Raw genomic sequence first — 22,202 nt, 5'->3', positions numbered from 1 at the left:
CGCGTTCAGACCCTCTTGCAGAGCCAGGTCGCAGCTGCAACCGTTGCCCCGCGATCACCGCCTCCCCCCTGACGCCTCACTCCGGACATCCCGCACGCACCCACTCCCCGAACGGAATCCGCATGCCTCTCGACGCCGCGCGCCGTCGCCGCTGTGCCGTGGTGGGACTCGGCGCCCGCGCCCAGCTCTTCACCGAGGCGCTCGCCGGTCCCTACGCGGACCGGATCGACCTCGTCGGCTTCTGCGATGTCAACGCGCACCGCATGGCCGTCCACAACGACTGGATCGCGACCGCCCACCCCGGCCGCCCGCCCATACCCGCGTACTCCGCGGACGACTTCGAGGAGATGCTGCGCCGTGAGAGCGTCGACCTCGTCGTGGTCACCACCGTCGACCACCTGCACGACCACTACATCGTGCAGGCGCTAGAAGCGGGCTGCGACGTGGTCACCGAGAAGCCCATGACCACGAGCGCCGATCGCGCCCGCCGCATCCTCGACGCCCAACGCCGCACGGGCCGTGAGGTGCGGGTCGCCTTCAACTACCGCTACAACCCTGTGCATTCAGCGGTGCGCCAGCTCCTCGCGGACGGCGAGATCGGCGAGGTCGGCTCGGTGCACTTCGAGTGGCTGCTGGACCTGCGGCACGGCGCGGACTACTTCCGCCGCTGGCACCGCGACAAGGCCAACTCGGGCGGCCTGATGGTGCACAAGGCCACCCACCACTTCGACCTGGTCAACTGGTGGTTGGGCGCGCGGCCCGAGACCGTCTACGCGCAGGGCGGGCTCTTCTTCTACGGCGACGACGCGGGCAACCGGCGCGGCCTGGCCCGTGACTACACCCGCGCGCACGGCTCCGCCGCCGCCGCGGGCGACCCCTTCGCGATCCGCCTCGCCGACTCCTCCGTACTCAGCGCCCTGTACCTGGACGCGGAGGCGGAGGACGGCTATCACCGCGACCAGAACGTGTTCGGGCCCGGGGTGAGCATCGAGGACGACATGGCGGTCCTCGTGCGGTACTCCTCCGGCGCGACCCTCACCTACCACCTCACGGCGTACGCGCCCTGGGAGGGCTATCGCATCGCCTTCAACGGCAGCGAGGGCCGCGTCGAACTCCTCGTGGAGGAATCCACCTGGACACGCCCCGACGTGCGGAGCGACAGCGCGAGCGCGGTCATGCACGGTGCGGCGGTCGGCGACGAGGCGGGCCGTACCCAACTGCTGCTTCGCCGCTTCTGGGAGGAGCCGCGAGAAGTGAAGGTGCCCACAGGTGAGGGCGGGCACGGCGGCGGGGACGTACGCATGCTGGCCGATCTCTTCGGCGAGCGCGCGCCCGGCGATGCCGACTCCCTGGGCCGCGCGGCGGACGCCAGTGACGGAGCGCTCTCGCTGGCGACGGGCCTCGCCGCGAACCGCTCGTTCGCCACAGGGTTTCCGGTGGATGCCCGGAGCTTGATGGAGCGGTGAGCTGAGGGAACGGCCCAAGGAAGCGCGTCGATGTCCACATCCTGGCCCACGGCGGCGAAGCCACCCTGCGCAGCCCCCGTGCGGACGCCCTCACCCTGGCGGCCTGCGCCCGCATCGAGGTGCCCGTACGCCTCCTGGTGGCAGGCCCCGGCCTGGACGGCGAGCTCCCCGCGGACGTTCTGCGCCCCCGCCTCGGCCCCCTGATCACAGCCTTCGCACCCGAGCACACCCAAACCATCCTCCCGGTACTCACCTGGCACCCCTCCGAGGCAACAGCCTTGCTCACCGCCACCGCGCTGGGCGCCCGAGGCCTGTGCGAGATCCGTGACGCCGGACTCCCGGTCCCACTCACCGCCGAAGGCTCCACCGTCCGCCAGGTCGACCTGGCGGGGGCGTTCGCCGCCAACCGCCTCGCCCAAGCCTTGGCCGCCACGACCACGCTCGACGAAGCCGAGACACGCTGCCGCACCGTCTGCGGCACTTCCGAGATCGACTACGAACGCGCGAAGGCACAACGACGCCGCGCGCTCCGGCCACCTCTTGGCATCTGTGTGGGAGCTGCACCACACAGGGGGAGTTGCAGGATGCGCAGGTACGGCCAACACGGCCCTGACCTGCGCGGAGCCGGGCTACAGGGGGTACCGCTCTAGCGGGAAGACCAGTAGGTACGCCGCCTGCAAGCCGAAAGGGAGAGCTATTCCCAGCTTGCATCTACCGCTGTAGAGCTGGCACGGGCATCATCGCCGATCTGGATGATGAACTTTCCTTGACGTCTGACCTGGACATCGTGGCTTACTGGCTGGCATGGCTGACCGTTTCCCTGAGATCACCTCCGTGGAGGAGTTCATCCGGCTGCGGGAGAGCGAGGACCCGGCGGAGTACAACCGCTCGGCGTGGGCAACCATGCCGCTGCCCGTCTGGTGGGACCTTGTGCGCAACCATCCCGACATGCGTTTCTGGGCCGCGCACAACAGGACGGTGCCGTCGGAGATCCTGACCGAGCTGATCAAGGATCCGGACTGGCGAGTCCGAGACCGGGTGGCCAGAAAGCGCCGTTGCCCGCCCGAGTTGCTGGAGCAGCTGGTCGACGATCCGGATGACGCTGTGCGGAGGCTCGTCGCAGGCCACCCTCACGCCTCGCGGTCGGCAGTGGCGCGTTTGGTTGATGACCCGTGGCCAGTCATTGCGCAAGAAGCCCGCGCCCGGCTGGCCAACTGGCCGTCTGTGCAGCCGCCCGGGCCTTCCTGACGCAGCGATCACCCAGTCTTCCGGCGGTTGCGTTCACCGGACTTGCGGACCACCACCGGTGGACTGGCGGTCTGGACCGGGAGGAGTCCCGGCACGGTTCCGCAAGAGCCATACAGTGTCGGCATGTTTGAGACGATCCGTTGGCGCTGCTACGCGCATGTAAACGACCGCCGTGGTGCCGAGCGCGTGATCGACCGCATCGGAGAGCTGTTGCCGCACACCATCGAGATCGAAAGTTACGAGCGGTACTGGAAGTTCCCAGAACTGGCCGAGCTGCGGTTCGTCTCTCCCCTCCGTTGCAGCACCCCGGAAGACGCACTCCTGACCACCCTTCAGTGGGCATGGAAGATCGCGACGCCCTGGAGCCTCAACGGCCCAGAGCCAGGGGTACGTCATGAGTTCGAGGGCACCGCGTCCTCTGACGTCGGAGCCAATTTCAGTGTCGCCGGCATCGAGTGGATGGAGTTCACCACCACTGATCGCCAAGAGAAACCCTCTGTGGACAGAGCGGGTTGACATCCAAAAAAGATGTCCGGGGCGGCCCGCGCGGGCCGCCCCGGACATCGCGATCAGAGAACTCAGACCAGGTCGAACCGGTCCAGGTTCATGACCTTGTCCCATGCCGCGACGAAGTCCTTGACGAACTTCTCCTTGGCGTCGTCGCTCGCATAGACCTCGGCGAGCGCACGCAGCTCGGAGTTCGAGCCGAAGACCAGGTCGGCGCGGGTGCCGGTCCACTTGACCGCGCCGCTCGCGTCACGGCCCTCGAACTCGTCCTGCGCCGCGGACGTCGACTTCCAGGTCGTGCCCATGTCGAGCAGATTGACGAAGAAGTCGTTCGACAGGGTGCCCGGCTTGTCCGTGAACACGCCGTGCTTCGACCCGGCGTGGTTGGTGCCAAGGACGCGCAGACCGCCGACGAGGACCGTCAGCTCGGGCGCGCTCAGGGTCAGCAGGTTCGCCTTGTCGATCAGCAGGAACTCGGCCGGCAGACGGTTGCCCTTGCCGACGAAGTTACGGAAGCCGTCGTTGGTCGGCTCGAGCGCGGCGAACGACTCGACGTCCGTCTGCTCCTGTGCGGCGTCGACACGGCCCGGCGTGAACGGCACCTCGACCTGGACACCCGCGTCCTTGGCCGCCTTCTCGACCGCCGCGGAGCCGCCGAGGACGACCAGGTCCGCCAGCGAGACCTTCTTGGCACCGGAGTTGAAGGACGACTGGATGCCTTCCAGCGTGCGAAGGACCTGCGCGAGGGCGTCCGGGTTGTTCACCTCCCAGCTTCGCTGCGGCTCCAGGCGGATACGACCGCCGTTGGCGCCACCGCGCTTGTCGCTGCCGCGGAAGGAGGACGCCGCGGCCCAGGCAGCGGAGACCAGCTGCTCGGTGGTGAGGTCCGAGCCGAGGATCTGCTCCTTGAGCGATGCGATGTCCGAGGTGTCGACCGGCTCGCCTTCGGCTGCCGGCAGCGGGTCCTGCCACAGCAGCACCTCGTCGGGCACCTCCGGGCCGAGGTAGCGCACGATCGGGCCCATGTCACGGTGCGTCAGCTTGTACCAGGCACGGGCGAACGCGTCCGCGAACTGGTCCGGGTTCTCGTAGAAACGCCGCGAGATCTGCTCGTAGACCGGGTCGAAGCGCAGCGACAGGTCGGTGGTGAGCATCATCGGGAGGCGCTTCTTCGACGCGTCGAAGGCGTCGGGGATGATCGCCTCGGCGTTCGTCGCCACCCACTGGTTCGCACCCGCCGGGCTCTGGGTGAGCTCGTAGTCGTACTCGAAGAGGTGCTCGAAGAAGTCGTGGCCCCACTGCGCGGGGGTGGTGGTCCAGATGACCTCGAGACCGCTGGTGATGGCGTCGGCGCCCACACCGGTGCCGTGGGAGTTCTTCCAGCCGAAGCCCTGCTGCTCCATGGACGCGGCCTCGGGGTCGTCTCCGACGCTCTCGCTCGGCCCTGCGCCGTGGGTCTTGCCGAAGGTGTGACCACCGGCGATCAGCGCGACGGTCTCCTCGTCGTTCATCGCCATGCGGCGGAACGTCTCACGGATGTCGCGGGCCGCGGCGACCGGGTCCGGGTTGCCGTTGGGACCCTCGGGGTTGACGTAGATGAGACCCATCTGGACCGCGCCGAGCGGGTTCTCCAGCTCGCGGTCGCCGGTGTAGCGCTCGTCGTCGAGCCAGGTGGTCTCGGGGCCCCAGTAGACGTCCTCGTCAGGCTCCCAGACATCGGCGCGGCCGCCGGCGAAGCCGAAGGTCTCGAAGCCCATCGTCTCCAGGGCGACGTTTCCGGTGAGGACCATGAGGTCGGCCCAGGAGAGGTTCTGGCCGTACTTCTTCTTCACCGGCCACAGCAGTCGGCGGGCCTTGTCGAGGCTGACATTGTCCGGCCAGCTGTTGAGCGGCGCGAAGCGCTGCTGGCCGGCGCCGGCACCGCCGCGGCCGTCGCTGATGCGGTAGGTGCCCGCGCTGTGCCAGGCCATGCGGATCATCAGCGGGCCGTAGTTGCCGAAGTCTGCGGGCCACCAGTCCTGCGAGGTGGTGAGGACCTCTGCGATGTCCCGTTTCACGGTCGGCAGGTCGAGGGTGTTGAACGCCTCGGCGTAGTCGAATTCCTCGCCCAGGGGGTTGGCCACGGCGGGGTTCTTGGCGAGGATCTTCAGGTTGAGCCGCTCCGGCCACCACTGGCGGTTTCCACCGCCCTGGGTCGGGTGCGGCGCGCGACCGTGCACGACCGGGCAGCCGCCAGTCTCTTCCGGCTTCGGGTCTGTGACGATCGCGTCATGGTTCTCAGTCATGGGAATCCTTCCGGACGGGGCGGATCACGGTGCTCAGGAACTGCGAACGGCAGAGCAGTCGGGGGCGACGGGGGCGCGGCAGCAGGCAGAATTCTCCAGCGGAGCAGGTTCCTGGATCAGTTCCAGGCCGAGGGCGCCCGCCTGCTCGACGGACTGCTTCTCCGCGAGCGGGGTACCGGATGCCGGGCCGAACGGACCCGCCTCCTGAAGTCACGCGCTGTTCCCTGCTGTTGCCCTGTCCCTTGGCCGTCGGCCGGAACTGATCCTACGATGGACGAAGTCCAAGTCAATACGACAGACGGGTCCGTACGAATTCAGTCGTCAGACACAGCACAGATAGGCTGGTAGGCATGAGCGATCTTCTGCAACGGCTCCGCGGACGTGGCTGGAGGATGACCGCGCAGCGCCGGGTGGTCGCCGAGGTGTTCGACGGTGAACACGTCCACCTGACCGCTGACGAGGTGCTCGCGCGTGCCACTGCCCGGCTGCCGGAGATATCTCGCGCCACGGTCTACAACACCCTCGGTGAGCTGGTCTCCCTCGGCGAGGTGATAGAGGTGTCCACCGGCCGCGCGAAGCGGTACGACCCCAACGCCCATCACCCCCACCACCATTTGGTGTGCTCGGGCTGCGGCGCCATCAAGGACGTGCACCCCGGCGGCGACCCGCTCTCCGCGCTGCCCGCCTCCGAGCGGTTCGGCTTCACCGTCTCGGCAGCCGAGGTGACGTACCGGGGACTGTGCCCGGACTGCACCGCGTCCGCCTGAGCAACACGGCACGGTCCGGGCACCCGTCAGCAGTCCGGACACCCGTCACTGGAGGCACGCCATGACCGTTCTCAACTCCCCCGTCCCGCGGTTCCACCTGGCCGTGCCGGTCGACGACCTGGCCGCGGCCCGCCTCTTCTACGGCGAGGTGCTCGGCCTGGAGCAGGGCCGCAGCGCGGACACCTGGGTGGACTGGAATCTGCACGGCCACCAGCTCGTCACGCACTTGGCGCCGGAGCCCGCGCAGCGCCTGCACAACCCGGTCGACGGCCATGAGGTCCCCGTACCGCACTTCGGACTGATCCTGCCGGTCACGGAGTTCCAGAAGCTCGCCGAGCGGCTGCGTACGGCCGGCGTCGAGTTCGTCATCGAGCCGTACGTACGATTCGCGGGCCAACAGGGCGAGCAGTGGACGATGTTCCTCCTGGACCCGGCGGGCAACGCCCTGGAGTTCAAGGCGTTCGCCGACGACGACCAGGTCTTCGCCGCCTGACGCGCGCCCGCCGCCCCGCCGCCCCCGGCGCACGCTCCGAGGAGGCTACGGCGCCATCTCGTACTCCCCGGCCAGCGCCTCGACGCGCTCCCACACCCGCGCCGAGCGCGCGTCGTCGACGACCGGGCGCCGCACCGCGCCGAGCGCCCAGCTCTGCTGCTCCGACGTGGCGGAGTCCTTGCCGTGCAGCTCGACGGCGTGCGCGGAGAAGTCGCGTACGAGAACGGCGAACAGTTCGTCGAGCACGTCCCCGTCGAGACCGGTCAGGCGCGCCTGCTCCAGGATCAGCTGGCCGTGTACGACAAGGGCGAACAGCTGGCCGACGGAGAGGAGGAGGTCGAGGTCGCGGCTCTGCTCCTCGCCGGGTGCTGCCGTCTTGACGAACTCGCAGAGGGCGTCGGCCTGTTCGCGGAAGCGGGCGACGTTGGGCACGTCGGCGTGCGCGTCGTAGGCGGTGCGCCAGTCGTGGAAGCGTACGGAGCCAAGGCCGCGGGCCGGTCCCTGCCGGAAGAGGAACACGTCGTCGGCCGCGTCGAGCCGCGTCGGCACGGGCTCGTACTCGGCGGGGTTCAGCAGGTGGTTGCCCATGAACTTGAGGATCAGCGCGAGGTTGACGTGGACGGTGCCCTCCAGCTTCGGCAGGCCACGGATCTCGACGGCGGCCTGGGCGAAGTAGGTGTCCTTCTCGAAGCCCTTGGCGGCGATGACGTCCCACATCAGGTCGATGACCTTCTCGCCCTCCGTGGTCACCTTCATCTTCGTCATGGGGTTGAAGAGCAGGTAGCGGCGGTCGTCGGGGCCCGCGGAGCGGAAGTAGTCGACGGCACGGTCGCTGAACAGCTTCATGCCGACGAGACGGACGTACGCGTCGGTCAGCTCGCGGCGCACGTGCGGGAAGGCGGTGACGGGGCGGCCATAGAGGATGCGCCCGGTGGCGTGGGTGACGGCCTCGTACATCGCGTGCTCGCAGATGCCGATGGAGGCGGTGCAGAGGTTGAACTTGCCGACGTTGACGGTGTTGAGGGCGGCGTCGAAGGCGGCGCGGCCGGTGTGCAGCACGTCGTCGGGGCCGACCGGGTAGTTCTCCAGACGGAACTCGCTGACGTACTTCGACGAATCGACGACGTTCTTCACCAGATGGTACGACGAGTGTCGGCTGTCGGCGGCGAAGAAGACGTAGCCGTCGGGGCCCTCGACGTCGGTGCGGCGGCCGAAGACGGAGACGAGGCCTGCCGCGTTGCCGTTGCCGATGTAGTACTTGGAGCCGCTGGCCCGGAAGCCGCCGGCACCGTCACTGTCCGGCTCCAGGAGCATGTCCGTGGAGTAGATGTCGGCACCGTGGGTCTTCTCGGACAGGCCGAAGGCGAACACCTCACCCTGGGAGAGGAGGTCCGCCGCGCGGGTGCGGGCAGCCTCGTTCTCGCTCTGCCAGACCGGGCCGAGGCCGAGGACGGTGACCTGCCACGCGTACCAGTAGTCGAGTCCGTAGAAGCCGAAGATCTCGTTGAGGGCGGCGATCCGCGCGGTGTCCCAGCGCGCGTCCGGCTTCCCGTCGGCCGCGGCGGCCGGGGTGAGGAAGGTCGCGAAGAGCCCCTCCTTCGCGGAGAAGTCGAGGAAGTCCGCCAGCCAGGCGCGGGTGCGGTAGTCCTCGATCAACTGACGCTTGCCACGGGCCTCGAACCAGTCGACGGTGGCGCGCAGCAGCCTGCGGGTCTCGGGGTCGAAGTGCTTCGGGTCGTAGGTGCGCGGGTTGAACAGCAGCGGGTCGGCCATGGGTGTTCGCCTTTCCGGCTCGGGAGGTTGGGGAGGTTCGGCAGGTGAGGGGTGGTGGGGTGGAGGAGCGACGGGCCGGGTCAGGCCGCGGGGTCGAGCCGGTGCAGGGTGTCGAGCACGTCGTCGAGCCAGGCGAGCGTCATCCGTTCGTACGCGATGCCGCCGCGCAGCACGACATGCTGGAGCTCCCGCCCGGCATCAGGCATGGTGGGCGCATCCGCATCAGGCGTGGTGGGCCCATCCGCATCGGGCCCGGTGAAGTCACGCCGCTCCCCCGCCAGATAGCGCGCGAGGCGGTCGGCGTGCGCCTGGCGATGCCGCTCGACCTCGCGGATCAGCGCGCCCGGGTCGTCGAAGGCGGCACCGCGGATCTTCACGGCGAGCTCGTGCCGCACACTCTCGGGTTCGATCGGATCGTGCAGCCACTGCGAGAGCACGGTCCGCCCGAGGGCGGCGACGGAGTGCTCCTTCTTGTCAGGACGTGCCTGCTGCGGCACCTCGCGGACATCGATCCATCCGTCGTTCTCCATGCGTTTGAGCACGCGGTAGATCTGCTGGTGGGTGGCGGTCCAGAAGTAGCCGATGGACCGCTCGAACCGCCGGGCCAGCTCATATCCGGAGCCCGGCTGTTCCAGCAGCGAGACGAGGATCGCGTGCTCTAGCGCCATGCCCCGATCCTGCTATGCAACTCGTTGCATAAACAAGTGGGGCCGCCCTGGTGAGACACGGCTCACCCGGCGGCTGGGTACCGCCCTCTGCCGGTGACGCGACCGGCCCGGCGCTCCGCGGCTACCGGGCCGTCGTCGACACCATCAAGCTGGGCCGCTCCTTCGAGGTACCGCTCGACCTCACTCTCGAATCCCAGGACTCCGAGTCCGTCGAGCAGTTCGAACGGACCCTCGCCGAAGCCGATGCGGCCGACGAGCTGCGCGCCGAGGACCGGGTGCCCGTAGGGCGGGGCGCCCTGATGGGGTGTCCCGATTCACGCCCTCCAAACTCCCTTGCGGCAACACGATTCAGCGGGTGCAAGTGCCGGTTGCCAGGTGAGTGCGGCTTGAGGGATGGTTGCTCAAAGGCAACGTTCCTACTAGTCGATGAGGTGAGGGATTCGCGTAGCGAGTCCTCAATTTTTGGTCTCTCCCCCAGCGCAGATCGGCGCCGTCTCAGAGCACGGCTCACCGTTGAGCCGTGCTCCCTATCCCGTCCTCGTCGCTGACGTCGAAGGCACCATCGTGCTGCGCAGCGACGCGGCAGGTGCGCTCCTGCCCGGGGCCCTCCCCGGAAGCCTCCTCACTGATGTGGTCCCCACTTGGCTCTCCGCCGCGCATGACGCGCTGAGAGCACCTGGTCGGCGCGGCGGGCAAGCAGCGGACACACCGGTCTCGGGAACCGTCAGCGAGCGCAGGTTCGAGGCGCACTCCAGCGTGCAGGACGACGGCACCGTGGTGTGGTGGCTGGTCGACGACACCGATCACCAAGTGGTCCGTGAGGCTCTGCGGATGGAGCGTGAGCGCACCGAGTTCCTGGCCAAGGCGTCCAATCTGCTGCTCTCCTCGCTGAATCTGGAGCGCTGCATGGATGTGACCGCGCAGCTGGCGGCGGAGCACCTCGCCGATGCCGCGCTGGTCATCGCGCCCTCGCGCGGGCAGCGGCTGCCCGTGGTGACGTGCCGTCACGGCGCCGCACCCGTACGGTCCCAGGAGTCGGTCGATCCGGACGATGTGCCCGGTCTCGGCGAGGCGCTGCGCGGATTCCCGCCGGTGCCTTCACGGTGGATCGATCCCTCCGTCGCACCGGACTGGATGGTGCCCGAGGACTTCGGCCCTGTCGGCTCGATAGTGATCACCCCGCTGCCCGGTCACGGTGTCGCAGCCGGTGCGCTCGTCCTGCTGCGCCGCTCCGGCACGGCGGCGTTCACGGGCGGTGAGGAAGTCTTCGCCCGCCTTTTCGCCACACGTGCCGGAGCCGCCATGTCGGCCGCGCGTCTGTACGCGGAGCAGATCTCGATCACCGAGGTCCTGATGCGCGAGCTGCTTCCCCCCTCGCTGCACCAGATCTCCGGAGTGGACTTCGCCGGCGGCTACCGCCCCTCGGAGGACCATGAACGGATCGGAGGGGACTTCTACGACGTGCACCCCGCCGCCGTCGAGGGCGAAGCGTCGTTCGTGGCGCTCGGGGATGTCTGCGGCAAGGGTCTGGAAGCCGCCGTACTGACCGGCAAGATCCGCAACACCCTGCATGCCCTGCTCCCCCTGGCGGACGACCACCAGCAGATGATCAGCCTCCTGAACACCTCTCTGGTCAATTCCCATCACACCCGGTTCGCGACGCTGGTCCTTGCTTCCGCCGTGCGGGAGGGCAGCGGGGTGAGTCTGCGGCTGACCAGTGCCGGTCATCCGGCTCCGCTGATCGTCCGTGCGGATGGAGCGGTGGAGGAGGCCGAGACACGCGGCACGCTGGTGGGGGCGATTCCCGAAGCCCGTGCCCACACCGCTGCCGTCACGCTCGCGCCCGGGGAGTCCTGCGTCCTCTACACCGACGGGATCACCGAGGCCAAGGGCGGTCCGTTGGGCGGGGCGGAGTTCGGTGAGAAGCGGCTCCAGCGTGTCCTCACGGAGTGCGCGGGCATGCCGTCCGCGGGCATCGTGGAGCGTGTCCAGATGCTCGCGTCCCAGTGGGTCGGAAAGGGGCGGCACGACGACATGGCCGTCGTGGTGATCTCCGCGCCACGCACTCAGCATCTCAGTGCGGTGAACGGCCACACTCGGGGCAGGTACACCGCATGAAGACCCGTACTCCACCCCGGCCGGCGGTCGGCGAAACGGTCCGGCAACTGGCCGACGAGCTCTGGGAAGCCGTGTCCGCGGCCGATGAATACGCGGCCACCGACGTGGTGCTGCACGCCCTGGACGACGGCGTCGCGCCGGAGAGCGTGCTGCTCGACGTGATCGCGTCGGTGCAGGGCAAGGTCGGTGAGGAGTGGGCCGCGAACCGTCTCTCCGTGGCCCAGGAGCACGCGGCGACCGCCATCAACGAGCGGGCGGTGGCCGCGCTCTCCGTGCACCCGGCCGCACGCACCACCCCGGACCGGGGCAGGATCACGGTGGCCTGTGTGGACGGCGAATGGCACGCGTTGCCCGCGCGTCTGCTGGCCGAGGTCCTCAAGCTCCGCGGCTGGCACGTCGATTACCTCGGCGCGCAGGTACCCGCCCCGCACCTCATAGCCCACCTGCACCGCACCGACACCGACGTGGTCGCGCTCTCCAGCTCGATCGCGGCCCGGCTGCCCACCGCGCACGCCGCGATCACCGCCTGCCAGGCCGTCGGCGTACCCGTGCTCGCCGGTGGAGCCGCGTTCGGACCCGACGGCAGGTACGCCCGCCTGCTCGGTGCCGACGCCTGGGCTCCCGACGCCCGAACCGCGGCCGACCAGCTCGCCCGGACACCGCTGCCGCGCCCGCTCCCCGATCATCAGCCGATCGACGACCTGCCCCACCTGGAAGACCAGGAATACACCATGGTCTCCCACAGCAGGACCGCCCTCGTGCGCACCGTCTTCACCGCCCTCGAAGACGCGTTCCCCGCCATGCGCACGTACAGCGAAGCGCAGCGTGAACGCACCGCGGAAGACCTCGCGCACATCGTGGAATTCCTCGCCACCGCCCTCTACCTCGGCGACGAGGACCTCTTCGCCTGGTTCATCACCTGGACCGCCCAGATCCTCACCGCTCGCGGTGTGCCCGCGCACAGTCTGCCGCCGGCCCTGAGCATCCTGGCCCGCGAGCTCAAGGACTTCCCCAGAGCCACCCGGACCCTCGAACACGGCATCGACGCACTCACGCCGGATCACCCCCTCACCGCCGGAAAGCCCGCATGACCACCACGCCGCCCTCCCCTCTGCGCCTGACCACGGTCGACACCGAGGACACCGTCCGCATAGAGCTCCACGGCGATCTCGACTACGACAACGCCGACCATCTCCTGCGAGCCGTCACCGACAAGCTCGCCGAACACCCGCGCCTTGGCGACCTGCACCTGCACTGTGCGGGGCTCGACGTCATCGACTCCATGGGGCTCTCGATCCTGCTGATGGTCCACCGCAGGACCAGCGCTGCGGGCGTCCGGCTCCATCTGGACGACCGCACCGCGAAACTGGATCGGCTCCTGGCCCTCACCGGTACCCTGGACCATCTGACGGCGCCCCTCACCGGGCACCGTGAACTCCCCACTCGGCAGCACGGCAGAACCCCCGATGACTAGCGGGGAAGCGAGACCGGCCCGCCCCACCGGACCGCACCGCACCACCTGACGCCACTCCACTCCCCGACCAGGTGCGGGGAGTGGAGCCAGACATACTGACGGGGCGCACATGCCAGTACCAGACTCCACCTCACGCAGCTTCTCCCACGAGGCCACCCGGTCCGCCGGTGGGATCGTCGAACTCCTCGACGTGATGTGGGAACACGCCAGAGGATCAGCCACCATCGCCCCCGCCTCGACGTCGCAACTGCGCCTGATGTACGTCGTCGACCGCGATGAGGGGATCCGCATGCGGTCCCTGTGCAAACGGCTCGCCACTTCCCCTCCCTCCGTCACCCGCATGTGCGACCGCCTGCAGGCCATCGGCTTCCTGGAACGGCGACCGTGCCCCGGCAACGGACGGGAAGTCACTCTGCGGCTGACCCTCGCGGGCAGGACTCACCTGCAACGCATCCGCGAGCAGCGCGAGAAAACGCTGCACCACGCGATCAACGCCCTGCCCGCCGCCGATCGGCGCGCGCTGGCCAGAGGACTCGCAGGACTCCACACCCAGCTCACCACTGACGCCGACTCCCACGCCGATGCCGACGCCGACAGCAGACCCGGCTTCATCCCCGCGGCCTGACCCCGGCAGGACGTTCTCGATCAGCCCCCGGGACCAGAGGTCTCACCCCGATCCGGCAGCGCTGGGCAGTGGGTGTCGCGCCCACTGACGCAGCCGTTCCGCCGGTTGCGGCAGTACTACGAACGCTTCGGCCCGCATGCATGCCCAGCAGATGCGTGGGAGGTCGCGGGCAGCCGGGTATACGACGAAACGGGGCTGCCACCGCGGGTTGAACTTCGCGTTGAAGCGGTACAGCGACTCGATCTGGAACCAGCGGGACAGGAAGACGAGCAGTGCCCGCCACATGCGCAGCACCGGACCCGCGCCGAGCCGCTCGCCGCGAGCCAACGCCGCCCGGAACACGGCGAAGTTGAGGGAGACGCGGGTGACGCCGAGGCCGGGTGCGGCGCGCAGTGCGGTGACGATGAGGAGCTCGTTGAGGCCGGGTTCGGCGGTGCGGTCGCGGCGCATCAGATCGAGGGAGAGTCCGTCTTCGCCCCAGGGCACGAAGTGCAGCAGCGCGCGGACGTGCTGGGTGCCGCCCGCGTCCCTCTGGTGGGCGGTGACGACGACGCAGTCGCCGTCGGCCGGGTCGCCGAACCGGCCGAGTGCCATGGAGAATCCGCGTTCGGTGGCGCTCCCCCGCCAGGCCGCCGCGGCCTCCCGCAGTTGCCGCTTCTCCTCGTCGGCCAGATCGCGTACCCGTCGCACCCGGCATGAATAGCCGCTGCGCTCAATGCGGTTGATCATTTGGCGTACGTTGCGCATGGTGCGGCCTGCGAGGCTGAAGTCGGCGCAGTCGACGATCGCCTCGTCTCCCAGCTCCAGCGCCTTCAACCCGCCTTCACGGACCCAGATGTGCGCGCCAAGTTCGCTGCAGCCCATGACGGCCGGGGTCCATGCGTGCCGCGCGCACTGATCGAGGAACTCCTTGATGGCGCCGGGCCAGGCCTCCGGGTCACCGAGGGGGTCGCCGCCGGCGAGCGCGACACCGGAGACGACGCGGTAGGCGACGGCGGCCTTCCCGGTGTCCGAGAAGAGGACGGCCTTGTCGCGGCGGAGCGCGAAGTAGCCGAGCGAGTCTCGGCGCCCCTCCCGCGCCAGGAGGGCACGCAGCCGCACGTCGCCGTGCGCCGGGGCGAGCCGGACGGGCCGCAACGCCAGGTAGACGGTGGTCGAGGCGGTGAGCAGCCCGAGGGCGAGCAGCGACACGTTCACGATGTCACCGACCCGGTCACTGTCGTACGTCAGCGGGCCCGCCATCCCCATCAGGCCGTACACGACTTGTCGCAGCCGGTCGACGAAGGAGATGCCGTTATCCGTCTCGCTGTCGGCGCGCACGCCCACGATCAGCAGCCCCAGTCCGACGCTGATCGCGCTGAGCAGCAGCAGGTTGCCCAGTGCGCGGGTCCGGCCGCGCGGGTCGCTCAGTGCGTGGAACTCGCCCCGCAGCAGCACGAGACCCGCGCACAGCAGCGCCGAAACGGCCGCCGCGACGAACGCGTGATGGCGCACACCCTGCACCAGCGCGCTCACGGCGAGCAGGACGACGGCCCCCTCCCAGGCGCGCCGTTTGCGGCGCCGCAGTCCGCGCGCGAGCAGGACGAGAAGGACGCCCGTGACGAGGGAGGCGGCGCGTGCCAGATCGTCGGCGAGGCCGGGGACGTACGGCGCGATGCGCTCGATGCGGCTTTCGCGCACCTGCGGGGAGACGGCCGTGGCGATGTCGACGAGCCCGATGAGCAGGCAGGTGTGACCGGCCACAGCGGCGGGGCGAGGCTTCACAGCCGCTGAGCGTAGGCGGGCCGGTCGCTGCTGGAGTAAGAGCAGGGGAGGAGAAAGGTAAGAACGCGCGGCGGAGCAAACCCGCTTCGCGGTCCGGTCCTCTTTCCGGGAGGAAGCTGCCCCAGGAAGGCAGATGGCCTCGTCCCCGGCGAGAGGTGGAGCGACCATGGGTCTGACGAGTCGGGCACTGGAGTACACGACGGCACTGGCAGCGCTGGTCTGTGTGGGCCTCACGGTATGGGCATGGCCGCGGCTCGCCCGGCGCGGTCCGGTGGCCGTGCTCGGCAGGCTCGGAGTCATCGCAGCGACGCAGCTGGCGATCCTGACTGCGTGCGCGGTCATGGTGAACGCGAACTTCGAGTTCTACGGCACCTGGGACGAGCTGCTCGGGAATGTCTCCACGGCACCCGCGCGGATCGCGGACGCGGGTGGCGGGCCCAGTGTGTACGCGTCGCGCAGCGGCCTCGTACAGCCCACGGGATCGCAGGGCCTCGACCGGGTCAATGACCTGCCCGCCGGGCCGCCCACGAAGGTCGGCAGGGTCGAGTCGGTACGGATCATCGGACGGCGCTCGCGCGCCATCAACCCCGCGTTCGTGTATCTGCCGCCGCAGTACTTCCAGCGGCAGTACCACCGGCAGCGCTTCCCGGTGATCGTGGCGATCAGCGGCTACCCGGGCGGCATCATGAATCTCGCCCAGTTCCTCCATGTCCCCCAGACGGCAGCCCAACTGGAACGCTCGGGCCGACTGCAGCCGACGGTGGTGGTGATGGTGCGGCCGACGATCGCGCCGCCGCGCGACACGGAGTGCGTGGACGTGCCGGGCGGCCCGAAGGCGGAGACGTTCTTCACCAAGGACCTGCCCGAGGCGCTGAAGTCGGCGTACCGGGTCGGGCACGATCCCAGCGCGTGGGGAGCGCTCGGCTACTCGTCCGGGGGCTCCTGCGCCCTCCAACTCGCCCTGCGCAACCCGAAGGTGTACACGTCGGCGGCCGCACTGTCCCCCGACTACAAGATCACCGACGACCTGACGACGGGCAGCCTCTTCGGCGGCGGCCCGCGCGCGGCGCGCCGTGAACAGGGGCACGACCTGGTGTGGCGGCTGCGGCATCTGCCGGTGCCCCAGGTGTCGGTGCTCGTGGCGAGCAGCCGCCAGGGCGAGAAGGACTACGGCCCGACGCTGCAGTTCCTCAAGGCCGTGCGGTCGCCCATGACATCGGCGCGCGTCATCCTGCCGCGCGGCAGCCACCACTTCACGACATGGCGGCGGGAGATCGGCCCGGCGATGAACTGGATGGGCGGGCAGTTGACGTTCCCGCAGGACACGACGCCGACCCGGAAGCCGCACCGCACCGCACAGGCGGCCTCGCCCGGGGCGCGGCCCGCCCTCGGGCACTGAGCACCGACGCGTGGCCCCACGACCGCGTTCCTCACCGCGCTCTGGCTTCTCTCCTGTCGTGCTCTTACCTCGTGGGGCAACGCTGGGGCAGGTCCTGGCGAGCACCCCGGGCCGTCGGCGTACGGCGCCGTCCTGTCAGTCCACGGGGCTCGCGTCCTCCTGCACATCGGGATCCGTATGAAGCTCGCGTTCCTGTTACCCGCCCCTGGCGCCGACGGCTTGATCCGCACTCCCCCTCCCCCGCGCCGCGCAGTCGCTTCGGCGGTCTGCTGGTGACGCGGCAGGGTGGGGCGCGCGTCAGTGTGGTGGTGATCGTCTACAACGACGCGGAGCGCATTGCCCACGCGGTGCGTTCGGCGCTCGCTCAGGGCGAGCCGGTGGCCGAGGTCGTCGTCATCGACGACGCGTCGGTCGACGGAACCCGGGACGCGCTGCTCGTTTTCACCGAGGACGACCGGGTCCGCTTGGTGACCAGGGAGCACAACAGCGGCGGCTGCGGATCCCCGCGCAACGAGGGGATGACCACCGCGCGCTCCGAGTACCTGATGTTCCTCGACAGTGACGATGCCTTGCCCCCCGGCGCCCTCGACGCACTGCTCGTCGCCGCGGACGCTCATGGCGCGGACGTCGTGGCGGGCAGATGCCTGCGCCGTGAACTTCCCGACGGTCGCACCACGGTGTGGCAGCCGCAGCTCTTCGACCGGTCGGCAGGCGCCGAACTGCCCGGTCGGGTACTCGAAGGCATCGGGCAGCGGCCCGAACTGCTGTGGGACACGCTGTCGGTGAACAAGCTCTACCGCCGGGATTTCCTCGCCGCGCATGACGTCAGGTTTCCGGACGGCGCTTTTCACTACGAGGACTTCGTCTTCACCGCCCTGCTCTACGCCGCCGGGCCGCGGCTCGCGATCGTGGGCACCCCGGTCTACGTCTGGCACGTCCGCAGGCAGGCGTCGAGCCCGTCGGTCTCCTTGCGCCGCGCGACGATCTCCAACTGGGAGCAGCGGGTAGCTGCCCACCGGCAGGTCGTGGAGGTGTTGCAGAAGGCCGGCCACCCGGAGCTTGCGGCCGCCGCACAAGGCAAGTTCCTCGACTACGACGTGGCCATGTACACGAGGGAACTGCCGTTGCGCACCAAGGAGTACCGGCAGGACTGGTGGAGGGTGACCGGTGACTATCTCAGGACCTTCGACGCCGCCGGCTACGCCACGGCACGGGTGCCCTCCCAGTGGCTCGGCCGCGTACTTGAGGCACTGCCGGAGCCCGCGGAGACCGCCCGTCTGGTGGAGCTGGCAGCCCGGCCGCCACGCCTGGCACCGCCGTACAGCACCACCGGCGCCCTACCGGTGTTCGGACCGGGCGAGGCGTCCGTACCCCTGGAAGGACTCGACGCACTGGCCTCCCACGAACTGCCGATCGCGGTGGACGGGCTGGTCTCGACGGGTCGGATCACCCGGCTCGCCCTGCGGGTGCATGACCTGTACGGCAGGCTTGCCGCCCTCGGCCCGAAGACCGTACGCGTCATCCTTCGGGAACGGTCCGAAGCATGTGCCGATCACGTCACCGAGGTTCCTCTTGTCCCGGACGGGGACGGCTGGGCCGCGACGGTACAGCTGCATACCGGTGACCTGACCGGTCCGGCGGCCCTGATGGCCTGGGGCGTCAGAGCCGAAGTACGGTGCGCCGGAAACGAGGTCGTACCGGCCGAAGTGCGCGCACCGGGCGTCGAGCAGGCCTGCCGCCGGATCGTCGTACGTCTGGGACGCCCGCTGTTCGTGCAGGTGCACGTGACGCCGGGATCGGCCCTCACCTTGCGTGTGGTGGACGGTGCCCGTGGGCTGAGCCATCTCGTCAGGGGGCGAGTGCGCAGACTGACACGACGGTTCGGCCGGGCCGCATCGATGGTGGATGCCGCGATCCGTCACTCACCGAACTACCGGCGGCCACGGGCCGACCGGCCCGACCGACCTGACAGAAGAGAAGACAGCTGATGAGTGCGCCGACGCCCTCGCTCGCTTCCCGCGGTGTGGAGGGGAGTTCCGCTCACCGTGGTGATGCCGACATACGACGAGGCCGGAAGCCTCCCGAGGACGGCCCGGGCGCTGATGGCCCTGGAGCTGCCGGGGCTGCGACTGCTGGTGGTGGACGGCAGCCACCCCGTCGAGTACGTCCCACAGATGCTGGGTACGGCGCTCGCGACGGGCGCGGGATGCGTGGTCGGCACAGGTCGAGCTCAAGTACCAGGCGGTGCGGGCCGGTTACACCGCCGTCGAGATCCCCATCCACTTCGAGGAGCGTCAGGTCGGCGTTTCCAAGATGAGCGCCGCTGTCCAGCTCGAGTCGGCCCTTCTGCCGTGGCGGCCGCGGCTGAACTCGTCCCGTGCCCGCGGCAGTCGCTGAGGCCGCTTCCGCGCAGCCGAGCCGGTCGGGTGCGGGAGCCGCGTACCAGGTGGTCCAGGTCGCCGCGCTGCTGGTGGTCGTGGTGCTGGCCCTGATGACGGTACGACTTCCGTGGGCCGGGGACCTGGGCATTCACGCGGCGACCCTGGAGCGGCTGCGGCACGATCTGGCCAACCCCGGCGACCCGCTGGTGGACGCCGACACCAACAGCCCCTACTACTCACCGTGGATGGTGACGCTGGCGCTGATCGCCAGGGCCACGGGCGCGGGCACGTTCAGCATGCTGCACGGGGCCGCCGCCGTCGACCTGCTGCTTCTGGTCACCGGAGTCCGGCGTTTCGTCCGCACGTTCACCGCCCGTCGCTCGGCCGTACCGCTGGCGGTCCTCACCCTGACCCTGCTGTACGGCACGGAGCTGTTCACCTGGAGCGGCTTTCCCGGGCTGACCTCGCTGGCGCTGTGCCTCGCCTACCCCAGCACCTTCGCGCTGGGCGCGGCGTTCCACCTGTGGGCGCTGTTGCGCACCGCGCTCGCCCGTGACTGGCCGTGGGCCGCCTACGCGGCCCTGGGTGTGCTGCTCGCGGTGATCCTGCTCAGCCACCAGTTCACCGGGATGGTGACCGTCCTGGGGCTGGTCGCGATCCTGGCGGGCGCGCGGCCATGGCCCGCGCGCGTGGTGTGGTTCAAGGTGGGCGCGGCGGTACTCCTGGCGCTGGCGATCGTGCTGGCCTGGCCTTACTACTCGTTCTTCGCGCTGCTCGACGTCGGCGGCCTGGACGCGGTCCACAAGCCGCTCTACGGGCATCTCGTTCCGCGCTTCGGCCTGTTGGCCCTGGGTGTCGCCGCGCTCGCGGCGCGGTTCTGGCGTGACCGGCGCGATCCGCTGGTGGTTCTCTTCGTCCTCGGCATGCTCGTCTACGCGCTGGGCGGCGTCACCGGCCACTGGTCGTGGGGCCGAGTGCTGCCGGCGGTCTTTGTCTCGGCGCAGGTCGCGCTCGCGGTGGAGATCGCGGGCGAGGGCGGTCGCCTGGTGCGGCGGGTGCTGGCTCCGCTGACCGCGGCCGGTCTGCTGGTCGGCTGCTGGGGGCAGGCGGGTTCGCTCGGCTACGTGCTGCGCCCGGCCGCGATCCCCCGGGCCGTCCGCGCCGCCCCTCGGCAGGCCGCCTGGTCCGACTACTCCTGGATCAAGCCCTACGTCCGCTACGGCGATGTGATCCTGACCGACGACTACTTCCCGCTCCACCAGGCGCCCGCGTACGGCACGTACACCGTCGCCTCCGGCTACCCCGACTTCTTCCTGCCGGACGGAGCACGGCTCGCCCAGGACACCAAGCGCTACTTCGCCAGGATGACCTCGCGCACCGAACGCCTGGCGCTGCTGCGTGAGTACCACGTTCACTGGGTGATCCAGTACCCCACGGGCGGCGGTCTCTCCCCGCAGGACCCCGCGGTCCAGCAGGTTGCGACCAGCCCCGCAGGCGAGATCCTGCTCCGGGTCAGCGCGTACTGAGATGCGCGTGGGTCACTGCGCCAGGCCGCGGACCGGATCGCACGTCCGGCGCAGGCCGGGGCCCGCGAGGGTACGCAGCTTGGGCAGGTGCGGTTCCAGCTTCGCCAGCAGGCCCGTGCGCCCCCAGGTGACCTGGAGGCGGCCGCCTCCGTGGCCCTCGGGCTCGACGGTGACGTGGTGTTCGCCGATACCGCGGCGGTAGGTGATCTTCTCGCTCAGCCGGGGGAAGTCCAGCGGGGCGAGCAGGACGCCGGTGTTGCGCCGGCGGTGCTGCGTGATGACGAGCACCGGGTGGCGCCGCCCGGAGAATCCGTGCAGCGGGAGCGGGACCGCACCGAGGTCGATGGTGACGGTGCCCTCGAAGAGCCCTGGGCGGACCGGAACGAGCCGGAAGGATGTGCGAAGTCGCTTCTTGGCGGGCGCGAGGTGGACCGTCGCGACGACCGGGCCCATCGCCAATTGGTGACCGGGGTCGTAGGTGCGCACGTCCAGGGTGATGCGGGAGTCGGCGGCCGGGGCGACGCGGGTGATCTCGTGCCGCAGCAGGGCGTCGTGGAACGGCCGGGTACGCGACGCCAGATCGGTGATCTCCAGCTCGCGGGCGGAATCCGGGTCGGCCGGGACCAGCGGACCCCAGTAGACGCGCGTGGCCGCGTCCTGTGCGACCGCGCGGGGCCCGGCCCGCCGGTCCATGCCGCGCGCGGCCAGCTGCGCCTCCTCGTACCGCCCGTCGCGCACCAGTTGGATGACGACCCGATGGTCCCGCGGCAGGCGCTGGAACGCCTCGGGGGCGAGGGTGTCGAGGTACGGCGAGATCTGGTCGCGGAACTCCTTGATCCAGTCCTGCCGACGGTAGGGCAGGTCGCCGGTGTACATCCGCAGGTCGTGCTTGAGGAACTTGAAGTCCTTGTCGGGCTTGATCTCCTGGTGACCGCTTTCGGCCAGGAAGTCGTCGATGAGCTTGGCAACACCGACCCGGTCGCGGACGTTGTCTATGCGGTGGCGCTGGTTGGAGATGGACAGCGTGTCAGCGGCCTCGAACGGTGAGATGTACCAGCGGTAGACCGGGTCCGGGACAATGGTGAAGGCGCGGGCGAGGCAGTACGCCTTGGCCGAGAACAGCTGGTCTTCGTAGTGGATGCCGAGAGGGAAGCGCAGTGCGTGCCGGTCGATGAACTCCCGGCGGTACATCTTGTTGGTCGCCAGATGGTCGAAGAGCACACCTGGTTCGTGCTGGACGCCACGCACCGTACGCCGGTGCGCGAACAGGCGCGGGTGCCAGTGCGCAACGGACCCGGTGTCGGTGCGGACCCGCTCGACTGCGCCCATCGCGAAGTCGGCCTCGCTGTCGGCGCGCAGCGCGTCCAGGAGGATCTCGCAGGCCCGCTCGGGGAGTTCGTCGTCGCTGTCGAGGAACAGCAGGTACGGCGCTCTGGCCATTTCGATCGCCGCGTTGCGCGGGGCGCTGCACCCTCCGCTGTTCTGTGGCAGGCGGTGGTAGATGATGCGGTCGTCCCGCGCCACCAACTCCCTTGCCACCTGTGGCGTGTTGTCGGTGGAATGGTCGTCACTGATGATGATCTCGATGGTGCGCAGGCTCTGTCGACGTAATGACTCCACCGCGCGCGGCAGTCGCTCGGCGTCGTTGTACCCGATCACGGTGACGGTGACGTCGGGGGCTGCCTGGGCCATGGATCCTCCGGTGGGG

At 69.6% G+C, this 22,202-nt stretch carries 18 protein-coding genes and 1 pseudogene; 14 read left to right on the top strand and 5 right to left on the bottom strand.

What is annotated here, in order from left to right; all coding sequences use genetic code 11:
- Positions 1 to 122: 122 nt before the first annotated feature.
- From ACWFRJ_RS04465 to ACWFRJ_RS04450, 4 genes are all read left to right on the top strand, one after another.
- Entirely contained in the window at positions 123 to 1,466 is a 1,344-nt protein-coding gene (locus ACWFRJ_RS04465; protein WP_453524684.1) for a Gfo/Idh/MocA family protein, read from the top strand.
- Between the two features lie 38 nt (positions 1,467 to 1,504).
- Positions 1,505 to 2,116 carry a DUF1152 domain-containing protein gene (locus ACWFRJ_RS04460; RefSeq protein ID WP_453525064.1) on the top strand — a complete coding sequence of 204 codons (612 nt, stop codon included), beginning with the start codon at positions 1,505 to 1,507 and terminating at the stop codon, positions 2,114 to 2,116.
- Between the two features lie 154 nt (positions 2,117 to 2,270).
- On the top strand, positions 2,271 to 2,714 hold the full coding sequence (locus tag ACWFRJ_RS04455) for a HEAT repeat domain-containing protein (RefSeq protein ID WP_453524683.1): 444 nt from the start codon (positions 2,271 to 2,273) through the stop codon (positions 2,712 to 2,714).
- A gap of 123 nt (positions 2,715 to 2,837) precedes the next feature.
- Complete coding sequence (locus tag ACWFRJ_RS04450; protein WP_453524682.1) at positions 2,838 to 3,230, top strand: hypothetical protein; 393 nt, start codon at positions 2,838 to 2,840, stop codon at positions 3,228 to 3,230.
- Positions 3,231 to 3,292: 62 nt separating this feature from the next.
- Here the strand turns inward: ACWFRJ_RS04450 and katG are convergent, their stop codons facing one another.
- Complete coding sequence (katG, locus tag ACWFRJ_RS04445) at positions 3,293 to 5,506, bottom strand: catalase/peroxidase HPI (RefSeq protein WP_453524681.1); 2,214 nt, start codon at positions 5,504 to 5,506, stop codon at positions 3,293 to 3,295.
- Positions 5,507 to 5,856: 350 nt separating this feature from the next.
- On the opposite strand from katG, the gene ACWFRJ_RS04440 reads away from it, so the two are divergent.
- Together ACWFRJ_RS04440 and ACWFRJ_RS04435 are read left to right on the top strand one after the other, a co-directional pair.
- On the top strand, positions 5,857 to 6,273 hold the full coding sequence (locus ACWFRJ_RS04440; RefSeq protein ID WP_453524680.1) for a Fur family transcriptional regulator: 417 nt from the start codon (positions 5,857 to 5,859) through the stop codon (positions 6,271 to 6,273).
- A 61-nt stretch (positions 6,274 to 6,334) separates the two neighbouring features.
- Positions 6,335 to 6,766 carry a VOC family protein gene (locus tag ACWFRJ_RS04435; protein ID WP_453524679.1) on the top strand — a complete coding sequence of 144 codons (432 nt, stop codon included), beginning with the start codon at positions 6,335 to 6,337 and terminating at the stop codon, positions 6,764 to 6,766.
- A 45-nt stretch (positions 6,767 to 6,811) separates the two neighbouring features.
- Here ACWFRJ_RS04435 and ACWFRJ_RS04430 read toward each other — a convergent pair whose 3' ends face one another.
- Both ACWFRJ_RS04430 and ACWFRJ_RS04425 read right to left on the bottom strand, forming a co-directional pair.
- Entirely contained in the window at positions 6,812 to 8,539 is a 1,728-nt protein-coding gene (locus tag ACWFRJ_RS04430) for an acyl-CoA dehydrogenase family protein (RefSeq protein ID WP_453524678.1), read from the bottom strand.
- A gap of 80 nt (positions 8,540 to 8,619) precedes the next feature.
- The gene (locus tag ACWFRJ_RS04425; RefSeq protein WP_453524677.1) at positions 8,620 to 9,207 is read right to left on the bottom strand and encodes a PadR family transcriptional regulator; all 588 of its coding nucleotides are present in this window, start codon (positions 9,205 to 9,207) and stop codon (positions 8,620 to 8,622) included.
- A 513-nt stretch (positions 9,208 to 9,720) separates the two neighbouring features.
- Between ACWFRJ_RS04425 and ACWFRJ_RS04420 the strand changes: the two genes are divergently transcribed.
- The 4 genes from ACWFRJ_RS04420 (at position 9,721) to ACWFRJ_RS04405 (ending at position 13,424) form a co-directional block, all read left to right on the top strand.
- A complete protein-coding gene (locus ACWFRJ_RS04420; protein ID WP_453524676.1) occupies positions 9,721 to 11,325 on the top strand; it encodes a PP2C family protein-serine/threonine phosphatase in 1,605 nt (534 codons plus the stop codon).
- Complete coding sequence (locus ACWFRJ_RS04415; protein ID WP_453524675.1) at positions 11,322 to 12,416, top strand: cobalamin B12-binding domain-containing protein; 1,095 nt, start codon at positions 11,322 to 11,324, stop codon at positions 12,414 to 12,416. Before ACWFRJ_RS04420 ends, ACWFRJ_RS04415 begins: the two co-directional genes overlap by 4 nt.
- On the top strand, positions 12,413 to 12,799 hold the full coding sequence (locus ACWFRJ_RS04410) for an STAS domain-containing protein (protein WP_453524674.1): 387 nt from the start codon (positions 12,413 to 12,415) through the stop codon (positions 12,797 to 12,799). The genes ACWFRJ_RS04415 and ACWFRJ_RS04410 overlap by 4 nt, the downstream gene beginning before the upstream one ends.
- 109 nt (positions 12,800 to 12,908) lie before the next feature.
- Positions 12,909 to 13,424 (top strand): MarR family winged helix-turn-helix transcriptional regulator, encoded by a 516-nt coding sequence (locus ACWFRJ_RS04405; protein WP_453524673.1) that lies wholly within the window; start codon positions 12,909 to 12,911, stop codon positions 13,422 to 13,424.
- Between the two features lie 42 nt (positions 13,425 to 13,466).
- Here the strand turns inward: ACWFRJ_RS04405 and ACWFRJ_RS04400 are convergent, their stop codons facing one another.
- Positions 13,467 to 15,188, bottom strand: a complete 1,722-nt coding sequence (locus ACWFRJ_RS04400; protein WP_453524672.1) for a phosphatidylglycerol lysyltransferase domain-containing protein — start codon at positions 15,186 to 15,188, stop codon at positions 13,467 to 13,469.
- A 166-nt stretch (positions 15,189 to 15,354) separates the two neighbouring features.
- On the opposite strand from ACWFRJ_RS04400, the gene ACWFRJ_RS04395 reads away from it, so the two are divergent.
- From ACWFRJ_RS04395 to ACWFRJ_RS04380, 4 genes and pseudogenes are all read left to right on the top strand, one after another.
- Entirely contained in the window at positions 15,355 to 16,587 is a 1,233-nt protein-coding gene (locus ACWFRJ_RS04395; protein ID WP_453524671.1) for an alpha/beta hydrolase, read from the top strand.
- A 272-nt stretch (positions 16,588 to 16,859) separates the two neighbouring features.
- A complete protein-coding gene (locus ACWFRJ_RS04390) occupies positions 16,860 to 18,575 on the top strand; it encodes a glycosyltransferase family 2 protein (protein ID WP_453524670.1) in 1,716 nt (571 codons plus the stop codon).
- A 63-nt stretch (positions 18,576 to 18,638) separates the two neighbouring features.
- Positions 18,639 to 18,984, top strand: a pseudogene (locus ACWFRJ_RS04385) (hypothetical protein).
- On the top strand, positions 18,965 to 20,494 hold the full coding sequence (locus ACWFRJ_RS04380; protein ID WP_453524669.1) for a hypothetical protein: 1,530 nt from the start codon (positions 18,965 to 18,967) through the stop codon (positions 20,492 to 20,494). Before ACWFRJ_RS04385 ends, ACWFRJ_RS04380 begins: the two are co-directional and overlap by 20 nt.
- Positions 20,495 to 20,506: 12 nt before the next feature.
- On the opposite strand, the gene ACWFRJ_RS04375 is transcribed toward ACWFRJ_RS04380, so the two are convergent.
- On the bottom strand, positions 20,507 to 22,186 hold the full coding sequence (locus tag ACWFRJ_RS04375) for a glycosyltransferase family 2 protein (RefSeq protein ID WP_453524668.1): 1,680 nt from the start codon (positions 22,184 to 22,186) through the stop codon (positions 20,507 to 20,509).
- Positions 22,187 to 22,202 lie beyond the last annotated feature (16 nt).

The organism is Streptomyces sp. NPDC055239 (genome assembly GCF_053606205.1).
This window is presented reverse-complemented; position numbering and strand designations above follow the sequence as displayed.